This is a genomic window from Caloramator sp. Dgby_cultured_2 (genome assembly GCF_028872215.1).
GTDB classification, from domain to species: Bacteria; Bacillota; Clostridia; order Clostridiales; family Caloramatoraceae; genus Caloramator; species Caloramator australicus.
Genome location: NZ_CP118396.1, coordinates 2,311,861 through 2,333,397 on the forward strand (window position 1 = coordinate 2,311,861; position 21,537 = coordinate 2,333,397).

Annotated in this window: 33 protein-coding genes, 4 pseudogenes and 1 CRISPR repeat array; all 37 genes and pseudogenes read left to right on the forward strand. The window is 31.6% G+C overall.

The window, feature by feature from the left end:
- Positions 1 to 2: 2 nt before the first annotated feature.
- The 37 genes and pseudogenes from PWK10_RS16065 to PWK10_RS16245 all read left to right on the forward strand — a co-directional run bounded on the left by PWK10_RS16065 (position 3) and on the right by PWK10_RS16245 (position 21,484).
- Complete coding sequence (locus PWK10_RS16065) at positions 3 to 218, forward strand: DUF3343 domain-containing protein (protein ID WP_008908207.1); 216 nt, start codon at positions 3 to 5, stop codon at positions 216 to 218.
- Positions 219 to 231: 13 nt separating this feature from the next.
- A pseudogene (locus tag PWK10_RS16070) lies at positions 232 to 1,002 on the forward strand (acyl-CoA dehydratase activase).
- Positions 995 to 1,486 (forward strand): C-GCAxxG-C-C family protein, encoded by a 492-nt coding sequence (locus PWK10_RS16075; RefSeq protein ID WP_008908205.1) that lies wholly within the window; start codon positions 995 to 997, stop codon positions 1,484 to 1,486. The pseudogene PWK10_RS16070 and the gene PWK10_RS16075 overlap by 8 nt, the downstream one beginning before the upstream one ends.
- 31 nt (positions 1,487 to 1,517) lie before the next feature.
- Positions 1,518 to 2,281, forward strand: a pseudogene (locus tag PWK10_RS16080) (TDT family transporter).
- 314 nt (positions 2,282 to 2,595) lie between these two features.
- Positions 2,596 to 2,805, forward strand: a complete 210-nt coding sequence (locus PWK10_RS16085; RefSeq protein WP_274766722.1) for a hypothetical protein — start codon at positions 2,596 to 2,598, stop codon at positions 2,803 to 2,805.
- Positions 2,795 to 3,325: a CRISPR-associated endoribonuclease Cas6 gene (gene cas6 / locus PWK10_RS16090; protein ID WP_274766723.1), complete on the forward strand. Its 531-nt coding sequence runs from the start codon at positions 2,795 to 2,797 to the stop codon at positions 3,323 to 3,325. Before PWK10_RS16085 ends, cas6 (PWK10_RS16090) begins: the two co-directional genes overlap by 11 nt.
- A gap of 12 nt (positions 3,326 to 3,337) precedes the next feature.
- On the forward strand, positions 3,338 to 3,901 hold the full coding sequence (locus PWK10_RS16095; RefSeq protein WP_274766724.1) for a TM1802 family CRISPR-associated protein: 564 nt from the start codon (positions 3,338 to 3,340) through the stop codon (positions 3,899 to 3,901).
- A gap of 14 nt (positions 3,902 to 3,915) precedes the next feature.
- Positions 3,916 to 5,250: a TIGR02556 family CRISPR-associated protein gene (locus PWK10_RS16100; protein ID WP_274768335.1), complete on the forward strand. Its 1,335-nt coding sequence runs from the start codon at positions 3,916 to 3,918 to the stop codon at positions 5,248 to 5,250.
- Positions 5,240 to 6,115 carry a type I-B CRISPR-associated protein Cas7/Csh2 gene (gene cas7b / locus PWK10_RS16105; protein ID WP_274766725.1) on the forward strand — a complete coding sequence of 292 codons (876 nt, stop codon included), beginning with the start codon at positions 5,240 to 5,242 and terminating at the stop codon, positions 6,113 to 6,115. The genes PWK10_RS16100 and cas7b overlap by 11 nt, the downstream gene beginning before the upstream one ends.
- 4 nt (positions 6,116 to 6,119) lie before the next feature.
- Positions 6,120 to 6,836: a type I-B CRISPR-associated protein Cas5b gene (gene cas5b / locus PWK10_RS16110; RefSeq protein ID WP_008908200.1), complete on the forward strand. Its 717-nt coding sequence runs from the start codon at positions 6,120 to 6,122 to the stop codon at positions 6,834 to 6,836.
- A 34-nt stretch (positions 6,837 to 6,870) separates the two neighbouring features.
- The gene (locus PWK10_RS16115) at positions 6,871 to 7,134 is read left to right on the forward strand and encodes a CRISPR-associated endonuclease Cas3'' (protein ID WP_274766726.1); all 264 of its coding nucleotides are present in this window, start codon (positions 6,871 to 6,873) and stop codon (positions 7,132 to 7,134) included.
- 68 nt (positions 7,135 to 7,202) lie between these two features.
- The gene (locus tag PWK10_RS16120; RefSeq protein ID WP_274766727.1) at positions 7,203 to 7,460 is read left to right on the forward strand and encodes a hypothetical protein; all 258 of its coding nucleotides are present in this window, start codon (positions 7,203 to 7,205) and stop codon (positions 7,458 to 7,460) included.
- A complete protein-coding gene (locus PWK10_RS16125) occupies positions 7,457 to 7,657 on the forward strand; it encodes a hypothetical protein (RefSeq protein ID WP_274766728.1) in 201 nt (66 codons plus the stop codon). The genes PWK10_RS16120 and PWK10_RS16125 overlap by 4 nt, the downstream gene beginning before the upstream one ends.
- Before the next feature lie 46 nt (positions 7,658 to 7,703).
- Positions 7,704 to 8,246, forward strand: coding sequence for a hypothetical protein (locus tag PWK10_RS16130; protein ID WP_274766729.1), 543 nt, complete (start codon positions 7,704 to 7,706; stop codon positions 8,244 to 8,246).
- Complete coding sequence (locus PWK10_RS16135) at positions 8,213 to 8,821, forward strand: helicase-related protein (protein WP_274766730.1); 609 nt, start codon at positions 8,213 to 8,215, stop codon at positions 8,819 to 8,821. The genes PWK10_RS16130 and PWK10_RS16135 overlap by 34 nt, the downstream gene beginning before the upstream one ends.
- 80 nt (positions 8,822 to 8,901) lie before the next feature.
- The gene (locus tag PWK10_RS16140; protein ID WP_274766731.1) at positions 8,902 to 9,174 is read left to right on the forward strand and encodes a hypothetical protein; all 273 of its coding nucleotides are present in this window, start codon (positions 8,902 to 8,904) and stop codon (positions 9,172 to 9,174) included.
- A 152-nt stretch (positions 9,175 to 9,326) separates the two neighbouring features.
- Positions 9,327 to 10,484: direct repeats of the CRISPR family, unit length 30 nt; unit sequence GTTCTTAGCCTACCTATGAGGGATTGAAAC.
- A gap of 105 nt (positions 10,485 to 10,589) precedes the next feature.
- Entirely contained in the window at positions 10,590 to 10,799 is a 210-nt protein-coding gene (locus PWK10_RS16145) for a Dna2/Cas4 domain-containing protein (protein WP_274766732.1), read from the forward strand.
- A gap of 52 nt (positions 10,800 to 10,851) precedes the next feature.
- Complete coding sequence (locus PWK10_RS16150; RefSeq protein ID WP_274766733.1) at positions 10,852 to 11,079, forward strand: Dna2/Cas4 domain-containing protein; 228 nt, start codon at positions 10,852 to 10,854, stop codon at positions 11,077 to 11,079.
- 145 nt (positions 11,080 to 11,224) lie between these two features.
- A pseudogene (gene cas1b, locus PWK10_RS16155) lies at positions 11,225 to 12,078 on the forward strand (type I-B CRISPR-associated endonuclease Cas1b).
- 1 nt (position 12,079) lies between these two features.
- Positions 12,080 to 12,342 (forward strand): annotated as a pseudogene (cas2, locus tag PWK10_RS16160) (CRISPR-associated endonuclease Cas2).
- 48 nt (positions 12,343 to 12,390) lie between these two features.
- On the forward strand, positions 12,391 to 12,747 hold the full coding sequence (gene csx20 / locus PWK10_RS16165) for a CRISPR-associated protein Csx20 (RefSeq protein ID WP_274768336.1): 357 nt from the start codon (positions 12,391 to 12,393) through the stop codon (positions 12,745 to 12,747).
- Between the two features lie 31 nt (positions 12,748 to 12,778).
- Complete coding sequence (locus PWK10_RS16170; RefSeq protein WP_274766734.1) at positions 12,779 to 13,036, forward strand: hypothetical protein; 258 nt, start codon at positions 12,779 to 12,781, stop codon at positions 13,034 to 13,036.
- Positions 13,037 to 13,238: 202 nt separating this feature from the next.
- Positions 13,239 to 13,547 (forward strand): hypothetical protein, encoded by a 309-nt coding sequence (locus tag PWK10_RS16175; protein WP_274766735.1) that lies wholly within the window; start codon positions 13,239 to 13,241, stop codon positions 13,545 to 13,547.
- Entirely contained in the window at positions 13,544 to 13,702 is a 159-nt protein-coding gene (gene cas6, locus PWK10_RS16180) for a CRISPR system precrRNA processing endoribonuclease RAMP protein Cas6 (RefSeq protein ID WP_274766736.1), read from the forward strand. The genes PWK10_RS16175 and cas6 (PWK10_RS16180) overlap by 4 nt, the downstream gene beginning before the upstream one ends.
- On the forward strand, positions 13,695 to 14,117 hold the full coding sequence (locus PWK10_RS16185) for an HD domain-containing protein (RefSeq protein WP_274766737.1): 423 nt from the start codon (positions 13,695 to 13,697) through the stop codon (positions 14,115 to 14,117). Before cas6 (PWK10_RS16180) ends, PWK10_RS16185 begins: the two co-directional genes overlap by 8 nt.
- Positions 14,114 to 14,497 carry a hypothetical protein gene (locus PWK10_RS16190; protein WP_274766738.1) on the forward strand — a complete coding sequence of 128 codons (384 nt, stop codon included), beginning with the start codon at positions 14,114 to 14,116 and terminating at the stop codon, positions 14,495 to 14,497. The genes PWK10_RS16185 and PWK10_RS16190 overlap by 4 nt, the downstream gene beginning before the upstream one ends.
- A gap of 47 nt (positions 14,498 to 14,544) precedes the next feature.
- Positions 14,545 to 14,835, forward strand: coding sequence for a hypothetical protein (locus PWK10_RS16195; protein WP_274768338.1), 291 nt, complete (start codon positions 14,545 to 14,547; stop codon positions 14,833 to 14,835).
- 140 nt (positions 14,836 to 14,975) lie between these two features.
- Positions 14,976 to 15,248, forward strand: a complete 273-nt coding sequence (locus PWK10_RS16200) for a hypothetical protein (protein WP_274766739.1) — start codon at positions 14,976 to 14,978, stop codon at positions 15,246 to 15,248.
- Between the two features lie 91 nt (positions 15,249 to 15,339).
- Positions 15,340 to 15,954 (forward strand): type III-A CRISPR-associated protein Cas10/Csm1, encoded by a 615-nt coding sequence (cas10, locus tag PWK10_RS16205; RefSeq protein ID WP_274766740.1) that lies wholly within the window; start codon positions 15,340 to 15,342, stop codon positions 15,952 to 15,954.
- An 11-nt stretch (positions 15,955 to 15,965) separates the two neighbouring features.
- Positions 15,966 to 16,109, forward strand: a complete 144-nt coding sequence (locus PWK10_RS16210; RefSeq protein ID WP_274766741.1) for a hypothetical protein — start codon at positions 15,966 to 15,968, stop codon at positions 16,107 to 16,109.
- On the forward strand, positions 16,099 to 16,365 hold the full coding sequence (csm2, locus tag PWK10_RS16215; protein WP_274766742.1) for a type III-A CRISPR-associated protein Csm2: 267 nt from the start codon (positions 16,099 to 16,101) through the stop codon (positions 16,363 to 16,365). Before PWK10_RS16210 ends, csm2 begins: the two co-directional genes overlap by 11 nt.
- The gene (gene csm3, locus PWK10_RS16220) at positions 16,355 to 17,167 is read left to right on the forward strand and encodes a type III-A CRISPR-associated RAMP protein Csm3 (protein ID WP_008910000.1); all 813 of its coding nucleotides are present in this window, start codon (positions 16,355 to 16,357) and stop codon (positions 17,165 to 17,167) included. The genes csm2 and csm3 overlap by 11 nt, the downstream gene beginning before the upstream one ends.
- A gap of 16 nt (positions 17,168 to 17,183) precedes the next feature.
- Positions 17,184 to 18,110 carry a type III-A CRISPR-associated RAMP protein Csm4 gene (gene csm4 / locus PWK10_RS16225; protein WP_274766743.1) on the forward strand — a complete coding sequence of 309 codons (927 nt, stop codon included), beginning with the start codon at positions 17,184 to 17,186 and terminating at the stop codon, positions 18,108 to 18,110.
- 27 nt (positions 18,111 to 18,137) lie between these two features.
- Positions 18,138 to 18,857 (forward strand): type III-A CRISPR-associated RAMP protein Csm5, encoded by a 720-nt coding sequence (csm5, locus tag PWK10_RS16230; protein ID WP_274766744.1) that lies wholly within the window; start codon positions 18,138 to 18,140, stop codon positions 18,855 to 18,857.
- A 597-nt stretch (positions 18,858 to 19,454) separates the two neighbouring features.
- The gene (locus tag PWK10_RS16235) at positions 19,455 to 20,468 is read left to right on the forward strand and encodes a helix-turn-helix transcriptional regulator (RefSeq protein WP_274766745.1); all 1,014 of its coding nucleotides are present in this window, start codon (positions 19,455 to 19,457) and stop codon (positions 20,466 to 20,468) included.
- Positions 20,461 to 21,222 carry a hypothetical protein gene (locus PWK10_RS16240; RefSeq protein ID WP_274766746.1) on the forward strand — a complete coding sequence of 254 codons (762 nt, stop codon included), beginning with the start codon at positions 20,461 to 20,463 and terminating at the stop codon, positions 21,220 to 21,222. The genes PWK10_RS16235 and PWK10_RS16240 overlap by 8 nt, the downstream gene beginning before the upstream one ends.
- Positions 21,223 to 21,325: 103 nt before the next feature.
- Positions 21,326 to 21,484, forward strand: coding sequence for a hypothetical protein (locus PWK10_RS16245; RefSeq protein ID WP_446715392.1), 159 nt, complete (start codon positions 21,326 to 21,328; stop codon positions 21,482 to 21,484).
- Positions 21,485 to 21,537 lie beyond the last annotated feature (53 nt).

The following is a 21,537-nucleotide window of genomic DNA, read 5'->3' on the forward strand; positions in this document are numbered from 1 at the left end:
GCATGAAAAATTATATTCTTTTTCCTTCGTATAACGAAGGCTTGAGATTATCTAGCCTTCTTAATGAAGAAGGTATAAAACATACAATAGCTCCTACGCCACGGCAGCTTTCAACCTGCTGTGGCATGTCTATAATTTATAAAGATGAAGATGAAGATAAAATAAAAAAGATAGTTGAGGATTATAAAATAGGCGTTATAGGGTTTTATACTGTATAAAAGAGGGATAATTATGTTTTATATAGGGATAGACATAGGCTCAACGGCAACCAAAGTTAGCGTATTAAACGAGGATAATATAATAAAAAACATAGCTTTACCAACAGGATGGAATAGCAAAGAAACGGCTAAAAGCGTAGAAGAGATATTAAAGAAGGAAGGTTTTTGAGGAAGCAAAGATCGTTGCAACGGGATATGGAAGGGTCTCTGTTCCTTATGCCCATAAGACCGTAACAGAAATAAGCTGTCATGCACGAGGAGTTTATCACTTAACAAAAAAGATTTTACAGTTATAGATATAGGCGGTCAGGATACGAAGGTAATAGAGCTAAAAAACGGACAAGTTGCATCCTTTCTTATGAATGATAAATGTGCGGCTGGCACCGGACGTTTTGGAACTTATGGCAAATATATTAGGATTAACCCTCGAGGAAATGACAGACCTTGCAAGAAAAGGAGAGTCGGTTCAAATTTCCTCGATGTGCACGGTCTTTGCAGAGTCAGAGGTTATAAGTCTAATTGGCAATGGTGAAAAAAGGGAAAATATATGCTCTGGAGTTATAGACTCAGTTATAAATAGAGTATACAGTATGGTTCAAAAACAAGCTCAAGTGGCGATTTTTTCTTAACTGGGGGTTTATGTGAAAACGACTACATAGTTGAAAGGTTAAGCAAAAAGTTAGGCAAAAACGTTAAAACTGATAAACTTGCAAGATTTGCCGGCTCCATCGGAGCTGCATTATTTGCAAAAATATATAATATAAGGAGGAATTTTTATGGATAAGCAAAGATTAATAGAGGATGTAAGAAAAAAGGCAGAAGGGTATTTCCAAAGGGGAGAGTTCTTCTGTTCGGAAGCTGTGGTTCACACTATTAACGAATTATTAGGCTGGCCATATCCTGCTGAAATAGTTAGGATGGCTTCGGGTTTCCCAATTGGCGTAGGGAAATCAGGATGTCTTTGTGGTGCTGTAAGTGGTGGGGTTATGGCCCTTGGTATGGTTTATGGAAGAGTCCATGGGGAACCTATGAAGGAAAAAATGTTTCCTGTTGCTGCAGCCCTTCATGACCATATAAAGGAGCTTTACAAGAGCACATGCTGCAGAGTCCTTGTAAAGGATTATGAATTTGCAAGTCCAGAAAGAAAGGCCCATTGTGTAAGAATTACCGGTGAAGTTGCTGCATTTATAGCACAAAAGCTTTTAGAGGATGAAGAAATAGCAAATAAAATAAAAACATTGGAAGAGGTGGCATCATGCAAGGAATAATAAAAAAGTTCCTATTCCAATGGCTGGGCTTATGCTAGCCCTTGCATCACTTGGAAATTTGTTAGCGGGTTATAGTGATGTTTTAAGAGGCATTTTGGGTGGAATTTCTTTTATATTATTTTTATTGTTAGTTATTAAATTAACTTTATATTATAAAGATATATTAAAGGACTTAGAAAATCCTGTTGTAGCAAGTGTTGCTCCTACGTTTTTCATGGGGATGATGATATTGTCTACTTATGTAAAGAATTTCAATCAAAGTATAGCCTTTGGAGTTTGGGTTATAGGATTAATTATGCATGCGGTGTATATTGTGTATTTTACAAAAAATTCATATTAAACTTTGATTTTAAAAAAGTATTTGTAAGTTATTTTGTAGTTTATGTTGGAATAGTTGCAGCTTCGATACCCTCACCTTTATATGGAATGAAAAGCATAGGACAAGTAATATTTTGGTTTGGCTTTGTAAGTTATATTATTTTACTACCTTTAATTTTTTATAGACTACTTAAAATAAAGAACATACCTGAGCCTGCAATTCCTACGACGGCAATATTAACAGCACCTGCAAATCTTTGTCTTGCAGGATATTTAAGTGCATTTGATGAAAAGAATAAACTTATAATTTACCTCTTGCTTATGTTATCAGTAATAATGTTTGTTGCTATTTTAATTTATCTTCCAAGCATTTTAAAACTTAAATTTTACCCAAGCTTTTCATCCCTTACCTTCCCGTTTGTAATTACAGCAATTGCAATGAAAGGAACAAACGTGTTTTTGGAAAATCGGGAGTAAATATAAGCTTTTTCAAATATTATGTTAGCTTTTTAGAGATACTTGCAAGCGTAATGGTATTGTATGTTTTCATAAACTATATATCATTTTTATTTGGAGAAAGGGAAAAACAAGAAAAGAAAATAACAGCTTAAGGCTACCGCAAGGTAGTCTTTTTGTGCCTGCCACTTGACATTTTGACTTTTTGACATTTCTACATTTTTCCATAAAAAAGCAGGAGTTTAAATATTTATGTAGAATTTTTAAGATAAGGTAATAATTGTGCAAAAAATGTGAATGGCAACATATATAAAATAAGCTTATGAGGTGATATTTTGAGGGCAAATTTAAAGCTTAAATTTGAAAAACCGCTTGTCCTTCCAATCCATTATAACCACATAATTCAGGCAGCAATATTAAAACTTCTTAGTGATGAAAATTATTCAAGATTTATTCACGATCAAGGCTTTAAATATGAAAAAGGCATTTTAAAATGTTTACCTTTTCAAGGCTTGAGGGGAATTTTTAATCGATATGGGAAATAAAACGATAACCTATTTTGATGGTGCAAGCTTACAGATTTCAACTATTGAAGAGGAATTTATGAAATATATTATAAACAACGTTCTTTTAAACGAGGGAATAAAGCTTATAGGAAATCATATTCAGGTAGAAAAGGTTGAACTTAAGCATATGGACGTTGAAGAAGGCGGAGGAAGGATTACAACAAAATCTCCGATAGTTGTCTATAGCACCTTTGAAATAGAAGGAAGAAAAAAGACCTATTATTATAACCCAAAAGAAAAAGAGTTTGAGGAAATTTTAAGAAAAAACCTAATAAAAAAATATATGGCTTACTTTGGCAAAGAGCCGAAGGATAAATATTTTAAAATTACTCCAATAGAAAATCTAAAAGAGAGTATAGTCATCTATAAAGGAACGGTTATAAAGGGTTGGAATGGAATCTTTGAAGTTAACGGCTCACCAGAAATATTAAAGCTTGCCTATGATGTAGGTTTAGGGGCTAAAAATTCCCAAGGGTTTGGCTGTTTTGAATTTATATAAGGAGGTGAAATTTTGTTAGAGGGAATAGTGCAGATCGGAAGGGCCCTTCTTGAAGAAGGAAATCTTCTTGATAATCTCATTAAAGAGCTTCCAATTAACGATAAAAAGGGAAGGCCTTATTTAGTTCTTAAGCTAAACTTTAAGAAGGATAATTTAGAGCTTGATATCTCAGAGGAGATGGACAGCGATACGGTGAAGAAATATTTATACGTTGGAACAGCAAATGGTCCTACGTCTCCCCAATGGTTTGCCTCTAATAAGAGTATAACTTACTTTTTATCAGAAACGATTTTTAACTTAACAAATATTGATTTTGGTGATTTTTTAAATCAAAAGCTAAAATATGTTTTTGAAAAATTTTATGTGGAGGTAAACCCAAATGCCAAAAGCAATAAATATAGATATGCTTTGAATTTAGCATATTTAGATAATGATGTTAACGTTGTGAATTTGTATAATGATTATTCAATGCAAGGCAAGGAGGATAAAGGGTTCTTAAAGGTTCTTGAGAAGGAGTTTGAAGATATTTTAAAGAAAAAATATGGTGTAAAATTTAATGAATTTGGCTTTTTGTAATTTGCATTGATGACATTCCTTTAACTGAGTATGAAGAATATAAAAATAAGGTTTTAGAGTATAAAAGTGCAGGTAGCAAAGAAGATAATGAGGACAAGGGGAAAAAAGATAGTAATTTGTGCTGCAGCCTTTGTGGCTCGGATGAAAATGTAACCTACGATTTAAAGAAGATGAAAATAAAATACTATATAATCGACAAAATAACCTTTGCCAGCGAACTCGATTCAAAAAAGTTTTATAAAAACATGCTCCTTTGTGAGAACTGCTTAAACTCTGTAATTGCAGCAGAGGTTTACATCGAAAACAATTTAAAAACCCAAATAGGCGATCTCAACCTTTATATAATTCCCCACTTTATATATGGTGAGCCACTAAATAAGGAAGAACTTGACTTTGCAGTTAAAAGGCTTAACAACTCATATAACACAGCGAAAAATTTAAAAGACATAGAAAATCTAGAAAAGGACATTCTTAACTTAAGGGATGAAAAAAGCTATTTTTTAGTCAACTTCATGTTCTTTAGAAAATCCAATCAATCCACTAAAATCCAACGCTTCATAAAGGACGTTCCACCATACATCTTCGAAAAAATAGCAAAGGCATCAAAGTATTCCCACGACCTAATTGAAAAATCATTAGGATTTAGTTATAAGACATATTTAAACCTACAAAACATATATTATTTAATCCCCGTTAAAGTAAGCGGAGGCGAGGCGACGGAATATAGATATATCCTCAATTTTTACGAGAATATTTTCACATCAAGACCAATAAATAAAGAAAAGCTTATAGACAAATTCATCGAAGCTGCTAAAGTGATTATGCTTAAAAAGGAAGGATATAACATAGATAACGGTGAAATTGAATTTTACATTTTAAATTCCAATATGCTCATAAAATTTTTAGAAAAGCTTGGATGTCTAAAGGAGGGAAAGGGATTGGATGTTGCTAAACTTAATGTTAAAGAAAGCATAAAGGAATATATCTCTAACATGGGATATGACGAACAGCAAACAGCTATGTTCCTTTTAGGAGTTTTAATTGGAGAGATTGGAAACAGCCAATACCATAGGTTCGACGGTAAAAAGCCTATTTTAAACAAGTTAAACTTTAACGGAATAGATAAATCTAAACTTATTAAACTTTCAAATGAGGTTTATGCAAAGTTGGAACAAGAAAAGATAAGAAACTACAACGAGGTTGTTTATGCTGATTTTAAAAAGCTTTTAGATTCTAACTTGGACAATTGGAAACTCAATAAAAACGAAAACCTATTCTATATTCTTTCAGGCTATTCCTATGCCACAACAAAAGTTATGATGAAGGAGGAAGATGAGAATGAACAATAGTGAAATTTTATTCCTTTATGATGCTAAATTTGCTAATCCTAATGGAGATCCAGACGAAGAAAACAGACCACGTATGGACAGCGAAAGGGATATAAATTTAGTTTCTGACTTAAGGCTCAAAAGATATATAAGGGATTATTTACTTGATAAGGGATATGACATATTCGTAAGAAAGGTGGAGGACAAATCAGTTACGGCAGAAAAAAGAATGGAGGAGTTTAAAAATTCTACTGAAGATGAAATTTTAAATAAGCTTATAGACGTTAGAATGTTTGGTGCAACAATGCCAATAAAGGGTGATAACAAGGCTTATATAGGACCTGTTCAATTTAACTGGGGATATTCCTTAAATAAAGTTGAACTTCTTGAGGCTGGCATTACTTCCCATTTCTCAACAAACGATAAGGTGCCGCATGGAACGATGGGAAGGGATTTTAGAGTAAAATATTCATTGATTGCCTTTTCAGGTGTCGTAAGCGGCAAAAGGGCAGCCAAGACAAAGCTTACGGATGATGATTTAAAACTTTTAGATGAGGCGATGAGACATTCCATTCAAAATCAAGCGACAAGAAGCAAAATAGGTCAATATCCAAGGCTGTATATAAGGGTTGAATATATCGATTCAGAAACGATCTTAGGAGATTTTAGGGATTTAATAAGCCTAAAGGAAAAGGTTGAGAGCATAAGGGATATTAAGGAATGCTCCTTAGATATTACAAAGCTTGTAGATACTTTGAGGGAAAACAGGGAAAAAATAAAGAATATATATTATTTTGTAGACGAAAACCTTGAACTTAAGATTAATGAAGGGGTTATTGTATTGTCGGAGGCACTTAAGGATTTCAATTTGATTGAAATAAGGTGAAGTTATGGACTTTTTGGTGTTTGATTTAAAGGGTAAGTTTGCACATTTTAGAAAGTTTTACACAAATTCATCATCCCTTTCCTATTCCGTGCCTCCAAGGACTACAATAGAGGGCCTTATCGCAGCAATATTAGGCTATGAAAGGGATAGCTATTACGAAATATTAGACAGCCAAAAATTAAACATTGGACTTAAAAAACTTACACCTACAAGGAAGATAGTCCAGAGCCTTAACTATATAAAGGCAACGTCGATAAGTCATGTTATAAAGCCAAAGGAACACACTCAGGTTCCCTTTGAAATTGTAACTTCTGAAGGTAATTTAGGATATAGGGTTTATGTAAATCATATTGATGAAAGATTAATGGAGGATTTAGAAGATAGGCTAAAGAACAACAGATTTCACTATGTTCCCTACTTAGGTGTTGCATCCTTTAATCTATCTATAGAGTTTATAGGTAGGTTTCATGGAGAGCGTAAATTTGATGAAGACTTTGTAGAAATATCCTCTATAATAAGAAAGAGCCTTATAAAAGAAGGTGGACTTGATGTGAATATAGAGGGCATTATAGTTAAGGAAAAAATGCCAAGGGACTTTTTAAAGGATAGGATAGTTAAGGAGATTGAAGATTATATTTTTGAAGAAAATGGGGGACCCCTTAGGGTGAAGCTTAACTCAAACTATTATGAAATAAACGATGAAAAAATAGTTTTAATGTAGGTGCCTTATGGCACCTTTTTAAGAGGTGAAAAATATGTTTTGTTCTCATGAAGGTAAAAGGTTGATTGAGCATTTAAAAGAAGTGTATCAGATAAACCAAGATAAGATAGATGAAGAATTTAAACCCTGTTTTAAAATAATATCCTATTGCCATGACTTTGGAAAGTTTACATCATATTTTCAAATGTATCTTAATACGAAAAAGAGGGGAAAATTTACAGACCATGGCTTTTTATCAGCATTGTTTGCTGCCTTTTGCAGTTTAAAAGTTTTAGGGAGGATAGTTTCCTACCCTTAATATCCTATAGCGTAGTTTTGCATCATCATGGGGATTTAGAAAATATTTCTGAAGATTTACCCTCTACGATGAGGGGGATATTAGATAGCGATTTTAGATTGACAGAAAAAATAGAGATTGCCAAAGAGCAAATTAAGGATATAGCTAAAAATAAGGATTTAATTAAAGAAGAATATAGCCTCTTAAATTTTGAGGATTACTTTTTAGAGTTTTTAAACTGTGATATAGTGGATGTTTTAAAAAGTCTAAAAAAACTTCAAATTAAAATGGAAATGGCTAAAAAGAAAATCTATATTTTATCCACCAACTGCTTTATTCTGCCTTGATTTCGGCGGATAAACTAAGTGCAGCAAAAATAGAAATACCATATGAAATGTTTGCTGGGTTTGAGGTTTTAAACAGGGAAAGGGAAAAGGATTTAGAAAACAAAGATATGGATATAAATAAAATTCGAAGTGAGATATTTGAAAAAATACAAAAAATATTGAAAAAAACTATAAAAATTCTAAGATATTTACAATAACATCACCAACAGGAACAGGAAAAACCTTTGCTGGATTTTTGCAGCGGTGAAGTTAAGGGAGCTTTTAGGGGACAATAGAAGGATTATTTATTCCCTTCCATTTACTTCAATTATAGAGCAAAACTATGATGTTCTTTATAGGCTTCATAAAAATATAGAGGGATTTGAGAAGGAATCGGGACGATATTTATTAAAACATCATAGCCTTGCAAATATAAAATATGAAAGCGATGAGTATGACTTTGATAATTTACAATCTGAGCTTTTAATTGAAAACTGGTCAAGCGGAATCGTCGTAACTACTTTTGTTCAGCTGTTTGAAACGCTAATAGGAACAAGAAACAGGATGTTAAAAAAGCTAATAAATTTAAAAGGTTCAATTATAATTTTAGACGAGATACAGGCTATAGATATATCACTGCTCCCTCTTGTTGAATTTGTTTTAGAAAGGGCATGTGAAATATATGATTTAAGGATAGTAATGATGACGGCAACTAAGCCATACATATTAAAAAATTCAATAGAACTTTTAGAGGATAACCAAAAATATTTTTTATGTTTAACAGAACAACTCTTTTGCCTGATTTAAACAACAAAAAGCTTAGCACTTTTTTAGATGAGTTTAAAGAAAGAATAGAGGATAAATCCTACTTAATAGTTTGCAACACTATAAGCTCTTCTTTGGATGTATATAATAATCTAAAGGAACTAAACCGACCTGTATTTTATTTGTCCACTAATCTAATACCTATTCATAGAAGGGAAAGGATAAAGAATATAAAAAAGCTTTTAGACAAGGGGGAAAAGATAATATTAGTTTCAACTCAGGTTGTGGAAGCTGGGGTTGACGTTGATTTTGATGTTGTAATAAGGGATATAGGTCCTTTGGATTCAATTATTCAATGTGCCGGAAGATGTAATAGAAACGGTTTAAAGGATAATGGGTTAGTTTATGTTTATTCCTTGGTTCCAGAAGATAATGATGTTTTAAATTTTGGTTTTGGTAAGTATGTATACGGGATTCCAACCCTTGAAATAACAAAGAAAATATTAAAAGAGCCCCAATACAGCGAGGGAGAATATTTTGATATAGTTTCCGATTATTTTAAATTAATTCAGCAGGATAGGTCAAAGGAAAAGTCTAAAAGTTTATTAATTCAATAAAAACATTGAATTTTTCTCAAGAGACTAAAGATGCCCTTCCACTATATAAATTTTCTTTAATAGAAGATAATCCGGGATTTATGGATGCATTTGTAATATATGATGATTTAGCACAGCCGACCTTTAAAAGATATTGTGATATGTTAAAATTAACGGATTATTATGATAGAAGAAGGGAATACCTAGAGATAAAAAATATAATAAGGGATTATACCGTATCTTTGCCTATAAAATACCATTCGTTGTTTGATGAGCAATTTGGACTTTATATTTTACCAAGGGAAAGGGTAGTCGATTGCTATAACGAGGAAATAGGGTTTATAAGGCAAGAAAAATCCTACGATATCTTTTAATTTTATTTTTGTCGTCGACCTCCAATCCTGCAAAAAGTGCTGGGGATCGACGACAAAAGAAAATGAGTATTTTCAAGGGTTTGAAGATTTTGTTAACAAAAAATTCAAAATTGACAAAATCTTCAAACCCAGTTATAATAAGCATTGAACGGGTTCTTAGCCTACCTATGAGGGATTGAAACAAGTAAACAGAGCAGGCGAGTGTATAGCTTTTAAAGGTTCTTAGCCTACCTATGAGGGATTGAAACCCAGCTTTCGCTTCATCATCCTGCGCTCCATCACCAAGTTCTTAGCCTACCTATGAGGGATTGAAACTACTACATACCATATATCCTCAATTTTTTTATTAAGTTCTTAGCCTACCTATGAGGGATTGAAACACTTGTACCATGATAGCGTATTCATTCACGAACACAACGTTCTTAGCCTACCTATGAGGGATTGAAACTAATTGATAAATATTTGTCAACTCCAGACTACTACATCGTTCTTAGCCTACCTATGAGGGATTGAAACTTAGTATTCCACTATCTTTTGTTCCTGTGGCGTTTCCGTTCTTAGCCTACCTATGAGGGATTGAAACAAATATCTCCCACTTGATAAAACAGTAGCATTAGAGTTCTTAGCCTACCTATGAGGGATTGAAACTCTTTGCAAACTGAAGGAACTTCATTACTGGTTGTGCGTTCTTAGCCTACCTATGAGGGATTGAAACGAAGAAAAGAAGGAATATGAATTTTGGAAGAAATAGTTCTTAGCCTACCTATGAGGGATTGAAACAAATATCTAATAAATCATCATCAGAAAAAACATATGGTTCTTAGCCTACCTATGAGGGATTGAAACCATTGTTTATTTTTATGCTTTTTCGTGCTTCTTTTGTTCTTAGCCTACCTATGAGGGATTGAAACTTCATGATGTCGAATGGGAGTTCTCAGTTCATCCATGTTCTTAGCCTACCTATGAGGGATTGAAACTTAACTTGATAGTTCATTTCCCCAAGCACAACAGCGAGTTCTTAGCCTACCTATAAGGGATTGACACTCCATTAGAGCTTGAGTTAACAATACCCAATCCCCAAGTTTTTAGCCTACCTATAAGGGATTGACACGTATCTCAATACTATAATTTCCTTTAGTAATGTCGGTTTTTAGCCTACCTATAAGGGATTGACACACAATTTTCTCGTAAGGTTGTCCTGTAACGGCAGCAAGGTTTTTAGCCTACCTATGAGGGATTGAAACTGGCATTCGTCCAATATCACTACCCAATCTTCGTTGGTTCTTAGCCTACCTATGAGGGATTGAAGCAATTTACTTTCTCTAAGGCACTAACGATGATACATTATAACCTATCTAATATTAGTGCAAAAATGTGAATGGCATTTAAAGTATAATTTTTTACGAGGTGATACATTGGAGGTAAATGGAACTTTAATTTGGTATTATAAAATATGCAAAAGACAAGTCTGGTTGATGTCCCACGGAATAGTTCCGGATCAACATAATGAAAATATAGATATAGGAAGATTTATACATGAGAACTATTACAAGAGGGACAAAAAGGAAATAAGATTTGGCAATGTTGTGTTTGACCTTTGTATGAAAGGGGAAATGAACTTATAATTGGTGAAACAAAAAGTCTTCGAAATTTGAAGATGCTTCAAAGTGGCAGCTCATGTTTTACTTAAAGATTTTAAAGGAAGCTAATATCAAAGCAAAAGGCATACTAAATTTCCCCGAAGAGAGAAAAAGTATAGAAGTTGAACTTTGCGATGATGCGGAAAGGGAACTTGCAAAAATTTTAAAGGAAATAGAGGATATTGTAATCAAACCGCATCCGCCTAAAATAGTTAAGACTAATTTTTGCAAGAATTGTGCTTATAAAGAATATTGTTTTTCCTAAGGAGGAGCCATGAAAAAGGATATTTATATTTTTAACAATGGAGAGCTAAAAGAAAGGATAATACCCTTTATTTTGAAGGAAATGAAGGCAAAAATATCTTCCTGTTGAAAATATAAACAATATATGGATTTTTGGAGAAGTTGACATAAACAAAAGATTTTTAGAGTTTGCTTCGGAAAAGGAGATATTAATTCACTTTTTTAATTTTTACGGCTATTACGTTGGGACGTTTTATCCAAGGGAACATTTAAACTCTGGGTTTGTTACATTAAAGCAAGCTGAACATTATTTAGACCAGGAAAAAAGATTGAAACTTGCAAAAAATTTGTTGAAGGTGCCGTTGAAAATATTTTGGTGGTTTTAAAGTATTACAAAAATAGAGGCTGTGATGTTGAATTGGAGATTGAGGATATAAGGCAAAAGAAGGAGGGTATTAATAAGGCTAAAGATATAGAATCACTAATGGCTAATGAAGGGAACATTAGGGATGTTTATTATAAATGCTTTGATAAAATAATAAAAAAGGATGAATTTGCTTTTGAAAAAAGGAGCAAAAGACCACCTTTAAATAAATTAAATGCACTCATTAGCTTCGGCAACTCTTTATTATACACATCTGTATTAGGTGAAATATACCAAACTCAGCTTGATCCAAGAATAGGTTATCTTCATTCCACCAATACCCGAAAATTCACCTTAAACCTCGACGTTGCAGAAATTTTTAAGCCTTCCATTGTTGATAGGGTTATATTTTCCCTTATAAACAAAAACGTTTTATCCTCAAAGGATTTTGAAAATCAATTAAATGGAATAATACTAAATCAAAACGGAAAGAAAAAATTCATAGAAGAATATAACGAAAAGCTTGAAACGGTTTTCAAACATCAAAAATTAAATGCATCTGTCAGCTATAAAAGATTAGTCCGCCTTGAACTTTATAAAATCCAAAAACATATAACGGAGGATGAGGAATACCAACCCTTTGTTGCGAGGTGGTAATTTGTTTGTGATACTTGTTTATGATGTAGGTGAAAAGAGGGTAAATAAAATACTAAAAAATGTAGACAATACCTAACCTGGGTGCAAAATTCGGTTTTTGAAGGTGAGATTACCGAAGGGAACTTAAAAAAGTTAAAAATGGAGCTCAATAGGATGATTAAACCTAATGAAGATTCGGTAATAATCTATACTTTTCAAAATACAAAGTATTCAAATAGACAAGTTATGGGAATAAATAAAAATTATTTGGATATTATTGTTTAGAAATGAAAAATATTGTAAAATAATCTTGGAGGGTTTAGTTTGAAGAGGATGGTTTTACTTTTTTCTCATGATTTAACACAAGAGCAAATTAAAGAGGCAAATGAAAGGTTCAATATAGAGGAATTTATAAAACTTCCTGAGAAATTGCAGCAAAAGTGGTCAAATGTTCCACCGGAAGGTGAATTTACCGAGATTTATTTTGATGATTTTAAAGAATTTATAGAAGATAATTTAAGAAAAGGGGACTTTGTTTTAATTCAAGGTGACTTTGGAGCAACAGCTTACATGGTTAATTGGGCCTTTAAAAGGGCTTTATCCCTGTTTATGCAACAACTGTTAGAAAATATGAGAATTACAAAGGGGAAGACGGAAGCATTAAAAATATTCATTATTTTAAACATGTAAATTTTAGATTATATAAAGTGGAGTGATATTTTTGTTTGATGTAAGATGGACAAGGCTTAGATTCAAAATAGAACTTTTAGAGGACTCCTATCTTCCAACCCAGAAAAATTCGGCCCTAAGGGGTGGTATGGGAGCAGTATTAATTTCTTATTTTTGTATAAACAAAGGGCAATGTAAAGAATGTTTAATGGCAGAAAATTGCGTTGTTCAAAATATAATGAATCCCAAGTTAGAAGTAGAACTTCCCTTTACAAAAATGCTAATACAAGTTCACCGGGTTTTGTTATAGAGTGCATGGATTATAAAAATGAATATAAAAAGGGGATATAATCCAATTTGACCTTCTTATTTTTGCAAAAACTTTAAATTATATTCCCCAGTTTATATTTGCCTTTGATAAATTAGGGGAAAAAGGTTTTGGGAAAAATAGAGCTAAATATAGATTAGAGGGTATATATAACAAGGAGGATAAGCTAATATTTAAAGATGGTGTGTTTTTTAAGGAAAACCTAATGATATTAAAACTAAGTGATTATATTTTAGAAAGACAAAAACAGATAAATAATATTAAAATTGTCCAATTTATTACCCCTTTTAGATTTATGAAAAACAACAAGCTTGTTGATGATATAGAATTTAAGGATTTTATAATCTCCCTTCAACGGCGCATAAGTATTTTAAATGCCTTAGAAGGAAGGATGATAAACAATTTTGAAACGGATGCTTTAGGTGAAATTGTTGAAAAAAATATCTATTGGACGGAGTTTAAAAGGTATTCTTCAAGACAAAAAGTGCTATGAAGCTTGGAGGCATAAAGGGTAGAATAAGCTTTTCAAGTGATATCAATAACTTTAAAGAGCTAGTTATTGCTGGAGAGCTTACCCATATAGGTAAGAACACATCCTTTGGCCTTGGTAAATATGTGATTGAGGAGGGGAGTGATATTATTGAATAGTAATTTTAATTTTGAAGACTTATATCTTTCAGCCCTTTTACATGACATTGGTAAATTTTATCAAAGAACTGAGCTTGAAGAGGACAAGAAAATAATTTATAAGGCCTATGAAAGCATTTTTAAAGCAGAAAATGCCTATGGGCCAAGGCACCAGGAATGGGGAGCTTATTTTTGCGAAAATTTAAATTTAAACAGTAAAATTGTTCAAACAGTTAGAAATCACCATAACCCTTCAACTATAATTGAAAAAATAGTTAGAATAGCAGATATGCTATCAGCGGGTGAAAGGGAAGGAATAGATGATAAAGATGAAAATGTAAAAAATTTGATATCCGTATTAACTCTTGTAAATATTGGGAAACCAACAAAATCAAAGTATAAACAATTAAAAAAGCATCTGATTATCATGAATTGATTGATGATGAACAAAAAAGTGTTGAAAAGGAATATGAAAAGTTATGGAAGGAGTTTAAAGAAATAATAAAGGATGAAAAAGATCATGAAAGGATTTATTATATATTAAAAGAATTTACACAAAACATTCCATCTGCATATTATTATTCAAGACCAGATATTAGTTTGTTTTCTCATCTTAGCACAACAGCAGCTATTGCAAGTTGTATTTATAGGCAATATGAAGATGAAATAATAAACGGAGATTCAAGGGCAATAGATTCATTGCTCACTAGATTAAGAAATAAACAAACTATAAACGATGAGGTCTTCTGCCTACTTAAAGGTGATATTTCAGGAATACAAGATTTTATATTTAATATTGATATGGAGGGGCTTTAAAGTCCTTAAGAGGAAGATCCTTCTATGTTGCATATATTTTAGATATCATTGCTAGATATATTATTAAAAACGAAGGACTTAGTTTAAGCAATATACTATATTCAGGAGGCGGACATTTCTATATATTACTTCCTGCAAAGTCTATGGATAGAATTAAGCAATATCAAAAATACATAGATGAAGTCTTTTATAAAGCTCACAATCTAGAAGTATCAGTTCTACTTGCTGCAGAAAAATTCAGCGTTTCTAAGCTAGCTACAGCAAATTTCTCAGAAGTTTTCGATGGTGTTGGTAAAAGGTTATATAAGGAAAAAACAGAAAATTTAATAGCATTTTAAATGACGAATTTTTCAAGCCAACAAAGCTTTTAGATGATATATGTCCGTATTGTAGACGAGAAATTAAAAATGATGAGTGTAGTTTTTGTAATTCCTTCAATGAATTAGGCGATAAGCTCTCTAAATATTCATATATTCGTATGGAAAATATAGAAGCTAAAATAGGAAACATAAATAATGTTTTTGATATTTTCAAATGCTTTGGCATAGATATGCAGTTCGAAAATCAAGGTAGCAAGAAAAGCTATGCAATAAATAAAGATAGAGCGGATTTTAAAAATTCAATGTTTTATATTAAAACAGCAAATTATGTATATAAAAATAAAAATGGCGTAGCAACGCTTGAAAATGTTGCAGATGAATCTGATGGAGTTAAAAAATGGGGAATATTGAGGGGGATGTGGATAATCTAGGCAAGATATTCCACGATGGTTTAGGAGAAAATAAGTCTATTTCAAGGGTTGCAACCTTATCTAGTGAACTTGAAATCTTTTTGGAAAATTTTTGGAAGAGTTTATAGAAAAAGAATATAAAAAGTGTAGTGTTGTTTATTCCGGTGGTGATGACTTTTTCTTAGTTGGTCCTTGGAGTGAATTACCTTATGTAGCATATTTGATTAAAGAAAAATTAAAAGAATATTCGGGTGGCAATGAAAATATTGCTGTTTCAATGGCAATAGAAATAACCCCTGATAAAAAATTCCCTATATACAGGGTAGGGATAGCGACTGGAGAAAGCTTAGACAAAGCAAAGGAATATGAAAGAAATGGTAAAGCAAAGGATGCTATTTTTCTATTTGGAAAAGCCATTGGATGGGAAGAATTTAATAGTCATAAGGAAATAAAAGATTTAATCGTAAAAGTTTTAGTAAACAAAGTTACAAGGAATATATTAAACATTTTCCATTCAATTTCATATCAAAGCAGAAAAGCGGAAGAAAAAGAAGAGATATTTAAAGCGTGGAGGCTTGTGTATTATATGGCAAGGCTTGAAGAAAGATATGGAAAATCAAAGGATGATTTAAAGAGACTTTTAAATCTTATATTAAATAAACAAAATAGACTTTATAAGAATCTTGAATCAGCAACAATTTGGGCTGATTTACAAACAAGAAGTTAGGAGGGATGAAAATGCCTATAAATGTTAATGATGCACAAAGCATTTTAAATCCAAGAGATGCTGGAGGAGAAATGCTTTTAGAAAAGCAGAGGAAATTGGTAGAGAACTTGTTGACAAAAAGTTTCCATGTCTCAGATAAGAAAGTTGTTTTCTGAAATAAAGAAGATAGAATATGATGCTCAGAAGAACTACCAATACAAACTTAGACTTTTAAAGGCACAAATAGGATATACATCTGGAAGATTTAGAGAATTTAGTTACTTTAAAGAGAGCTTTTATAATTTGATAGATAAGACTTTAAGCGGTGGGGAAGCTGAACTTAAACGATTTAAAGACTTTTTGAAGCAACGATTGCCTATTTCAGAGCCTTTGGCGGCAAGTAATTTTAAGGAGGGATATTATGAGTTTTAAGGAAGTTACTTTTAAAGGTAAGTATATTGTTAATTTTGATATAGAACTTAAAACAGGATTACATATTGGGACAGCTGGAAATACTTTAGATATTGGTGGTGTTGATAATCCAGTTATAAAGGACGCCTTTGGAAGACCATATATTCCAGGTAGCAGCTTAAAAGGTAAATTGAGAAGTCTAATGGAATTTTATCATGATAAAATTAATGTAAATAATTTAGTTTATTCCGTTAAAAAAGAACAAAGAAGAGATTCAATAGTCATGCATATGTGTGGGGAAGAAGATTGTCCGGTTTGTAATTTATTTGGCAGAAATCATGGTGAACATGATGTAATTGTTAATGATGAAGGAAATTCTAGAAAAGTAGATTTTTCAGAAGTAGTAATGCCAACTAGACTCATCGTAAGAGATGCTTTACTTGATGAAAAGAGCATAACTGACGAAATGAAGGAAAATATGGACCTTGAATTTACAGAAGTTAAGTTTGAAAACAACTTGGATAGAATAACTTCAGCTGCAAACCCAAGGCAAACAGAAAGAGTCCCAGCAGGAGCAAGATTTAATGCTTCTATGGTTGTTACTGTATATGATGAAGATGGAAATAAATATGTTAAAGAATTGATAACTGCTTTAAAACTTTTACAGGATGACTATTTAGGAGGACAAGGAAGCCGTGGTTATGGTCAGGTTGCAATTAAGAATATAAAGATATCCTTCAGAGATATTGAATATTATAAAGGCCAAAGCAAAGAAGAAAAATTGGTTGCTAATGCGGATTCTTTAGACAAAATAAACTTATAGGATTAGGATGATGATTATGGAGAGATATAGGGTAAAATTAAATTTTACTTCACCTATTCATATAGGATATAGGGAAGGTGTATTTAATCTTACTGAGACTACTATTCATTCTGATACCATATTTTCTGGGATAATAAATTGTTATCATAATTTATTTGGCATAGCGAAAACAAATGATTTAGTAAGTAAATTTATAAATGGTGAAGAACCGTTTTTGGTTTCATCCTCATTTTACTATATCGATGATGAATACCTTTTACCAAGGCCAATGAGCATAAGCTTATTAGACTATGTAAAGGATTTTAAAAAGGAAAAGAAAATAAAATTTATATCTGAAAAAGTTTTATTTGGAAAAAGCAACAACGTATTCATCAAAGGAGAACCATTGCTCTCAAAGGATATAGATAAGGATATATATAAAATAGAAGAAAGACCAAGGGTTGTAATTGATAGGATTACCAATGGAACCAATATTTATTACAACAGCTGTTGTAGATTTAATGAAGGATGTGGACTTTGGTTTTATTTAGATGTAAATGAAGAATTTAAAGAAGAAATATTTGCAGCAGTAAAGCTTCTTGGAGATGAAGGAATTGGCGGTGAAAGAACATATGGCTGCGGACAATTTGAGGCATCCTTTGAAAAGATAAATATTAATAATAAAGAAGGAAAGAATTATTTATTATTATCATTATGTATTCCAAATAATAAAGATAATCTAAATGACTTAATATCCTATCAAATAACTGAAAGAACAGGATATATATATTCACCTTATATAACATCAAAAAGACATATGCTTTACAAAGTTATCAAAGAAGGAAGCATTCTAAAAAGTAAGTTTTTAGGTAATATAATTGACGATACGCCAGAAGGGTTTAATGCCCATAAGGTTATAAAATACGGTAAAGCCTTTGTTATTCCTCTGGGATTGGAGGGTTAAAATGAAAATCAAAAATTTAGGTATGAGATGGAAATAATAAGTCCTACGGTTGTGACATCGGGAAACAATATAAATGGCTTTGAATTAATATATGATAGACGAAATGACAAAGTCTATGTAATGAATATCATGAAACTAATTAAGAATAGCAGAAGATATATTGATGCGTTTTTTACCTTTGATTATAATAGTAGGGATTTTCGTTTAGAAAATAAATTAAAAGAAATTGGCATAAATAATTACTTGAATTATGTAAAATATGAATTATCATTAAATGGAACGAGTTTTAAACCTAATTCAATAAAGGAAATAACAAAAACTTCAGGGAAACCATACATTCCAGGTTCTACTATTAAAGGTGCTATACGCTCAAGTTTAACAAGGGTGTTAAATAGGGAGAATGATTATAAGATCTCTCTTGATGAAACTGCTAGAAGAAGTAATGAAATTAGAAACCCAGAAAAACAAGCAGATAATAAAGCAGAAGAAAGAATTTTTGGCAGTCCCAATAATTCTCCATTTAGATTATTAAGAATATCGGATACTGAAACAAAGGATTATTCAGATTTAGAGCTTTATGATGTTAAGGTTATGAATATATGTAATAACAGGGTAAAGTGGTATACAAGGAGTGGAAACGTGGACAATATTGAGGGGGCAACATCTATTTATGTGGAAGCTTTTAAGGAAGGCACTATTTTAAAGGGACAGTTATCACAAGGATTTTTGAAACTTTTAAAAACATAAACATAGCGAAGAGAGAAATAGAATCCATTGATACTGTTGAAGGTATAGTTAATAAGATACGAAATGATATTGACTTATATATTGATAAAGAAATTGAATTTTATTCAAATTATCATGTAGATGAGCTAGTAAGTTTCTATAGAAAATTAAAAAGTATGCAACAGCAACTTAGACCGAATGAATTTATAATACAAATCGGTTTTTCAACTGGGTATTTACCAAAAACAGTAGTTAGAAATATAGATTCTCGTTTTATAATAAAACTACAGCAAATATATAGGGAAGGATATATAACGACTTATTTCCTAAAACAAGAAAAATTATAATCAAAAATGGTAAAATTTACAAACCCCTTGGTTGGGTAAAGATTAGGCTAATCGAATCATAGTCGCCATAGGGCGACATATTTTTGGGGTGATTATATGGCTTTTAAATCAAGTAGCCAGGAGCTTGCCTTTTACAGACAAAAATATTATATTTTTTAATCAATCATTCTGGAGAATATACGATTGATGATTTGACTAAAATGTTTGGATTTAAAAAAGAAGAATACAGGATTTTATATCGGAATACAATCAAAATGGATTTGAAATTATAGTGAGGAAGGGTAAAATCTGTGTAGAAAAAGTTCCGGAAGTTTATGATTCCTTTAATAAGCTTTTGCTTTATCAAAACATGCAAAAGCTTGCCGTATTGCATGAAGTTAAAAAGTATGAAAACGGAATAAACAGAAGGCTTTTGTATGATATCGTATCAAGGGAAAAGGGTATAATTTGGGGTAATACTACTTATCATAACATAATAAACTTTTTGGCTGAAGAAGGTTTGATTTATTATGATAAAAGTTCTAATTTAATAAAACCTTTAAATAATATAACAGATAATCTTAATGATGATGAAATATTGGACCTTTTAATATTTTTAGATGTTGCAAGATTTATATCCTCTAAACCCAAGACGGTAGAGGGAATTTATAATAAAATAAAACTTCAGGCAAAGAAACAGGGGATTTATTTTAACGGTAAAAGGATATATTCTGTAAACAATCGAAGAGTTATCATATTCGATGAGATGATTTTAAAAATAATAGAAGAGGCGATTTTGGAAGAAAAGGCATTGAAGATAAAATATAAAAGCAATAGAGGGGATATTATCGATTTAACAGTAAATCCTTCTGGATTAATATATTTAGACTATAAGGATATGTGGTATTTGGTTGTGCAAAATAATAGGACTAGCCTATATAGATTAGATAAAATAATTCAAGTAGAGGTTGTAGAAGGCAGTTTAAGCGGATTTAATAAAGACTTGTTTGAAGAAAGCTTTGGAGTATCTCCAGAGGAGCTAGAGGATATAATAATCAGATTTGATAAAGAACAATTTATATATAAAAAACTTATAAAATACAAAGCAGTGCATAAAAGCGCAGAAATAATTGAGACAGAAGATAGCTATATTTTAAAGGATAAGGTAAGAGGGGTTTTAGAAATAAAAAGATGGATAAGGGGATTTGGAAAAAGCGCCTATATAATAGAACCAAGAAGGCTTAGGGAAGATGTAATCAAAGATTTAGATCTTATGATAAAAAGGTATGGTGATATAGATGGATGAGGCGTATTATCTTATAAAGATAATTAATGCCCTTGAGGATGGCTCAAAGACAATTAAAGAATTAAGCGAAATAACAGGAATTGAAAAGAATAATTTGAAAAGGTTCTTTGCAATGGATTTAAAAAACGGAGGAAACCTTTTAAACTTTTGGAATATAGAGCTTTATGATGAGGATGGCAACAATATTTATTTTGCCGATTCATTTTTAGAAGATGATGATGTATTTCCAGATACAGAATATTATATGGAATTTTTAAAGGATGACGTTGAGGTCCTAATATTTAACGACGTAGCATCCTATGAACCAATAGGGCAATTAAGCGAAAAGGAAAGGTTTTTGCTTTTTGAAATTTTAAGTTTATCTAATTCAGAAAGATTAAATAGCATAAAAGAAAAGATTTTTGCATCTCAAAAAGAATATTATGATAAACTAAATAAACTGTCAGAAAGAAGGATTATAAAACAATATATAAGCTTAAATGCCTTTGATAAAGGAATAATTGTAGAACTTTATAAAGCTATGGATAATAAAAATAGAATAATTTTAGAATTAAAATCTGGTAAAAAAATGAGCATAATTCCGCAGAGGATTTTATACGAAGATGATGCTGGAAGGTGGTATCTTGAGGCTGTAAGAAAGGGAAGATGCTTTATAATCGATTTAGACAACATCGTAAAAATATATAATGAAAAATGTATAAAAAACAAACAATGGATGAAATTTATACAAGCTTTGGAATCGGCAAAAGAATAACTTATGTTAAACTTAGGGTTTATAACGAAAAAAACGCAAAGGAGAGGGCAATAAGGTTTTTATTAAGAAAAAACATAATAGAACAAAAAGCTTTGATGATTATATAGAAATTAAGGCAAAGGTTTCAGATATTGCTGTGTTTAAACGTTGGTTAAGGGAGATGGGTCCATCAGTAGTTTTACTTGAACCAGGATGGCTAAGAAAACAAATCATTGATAGTTTATATTGCTGGAGAAGAATTTATGAAGAAGGGGAAAATTAATCCCCTCTTTTCTTAATAATCATTAAGTTCAAATAAAAAACTAGACTTATACT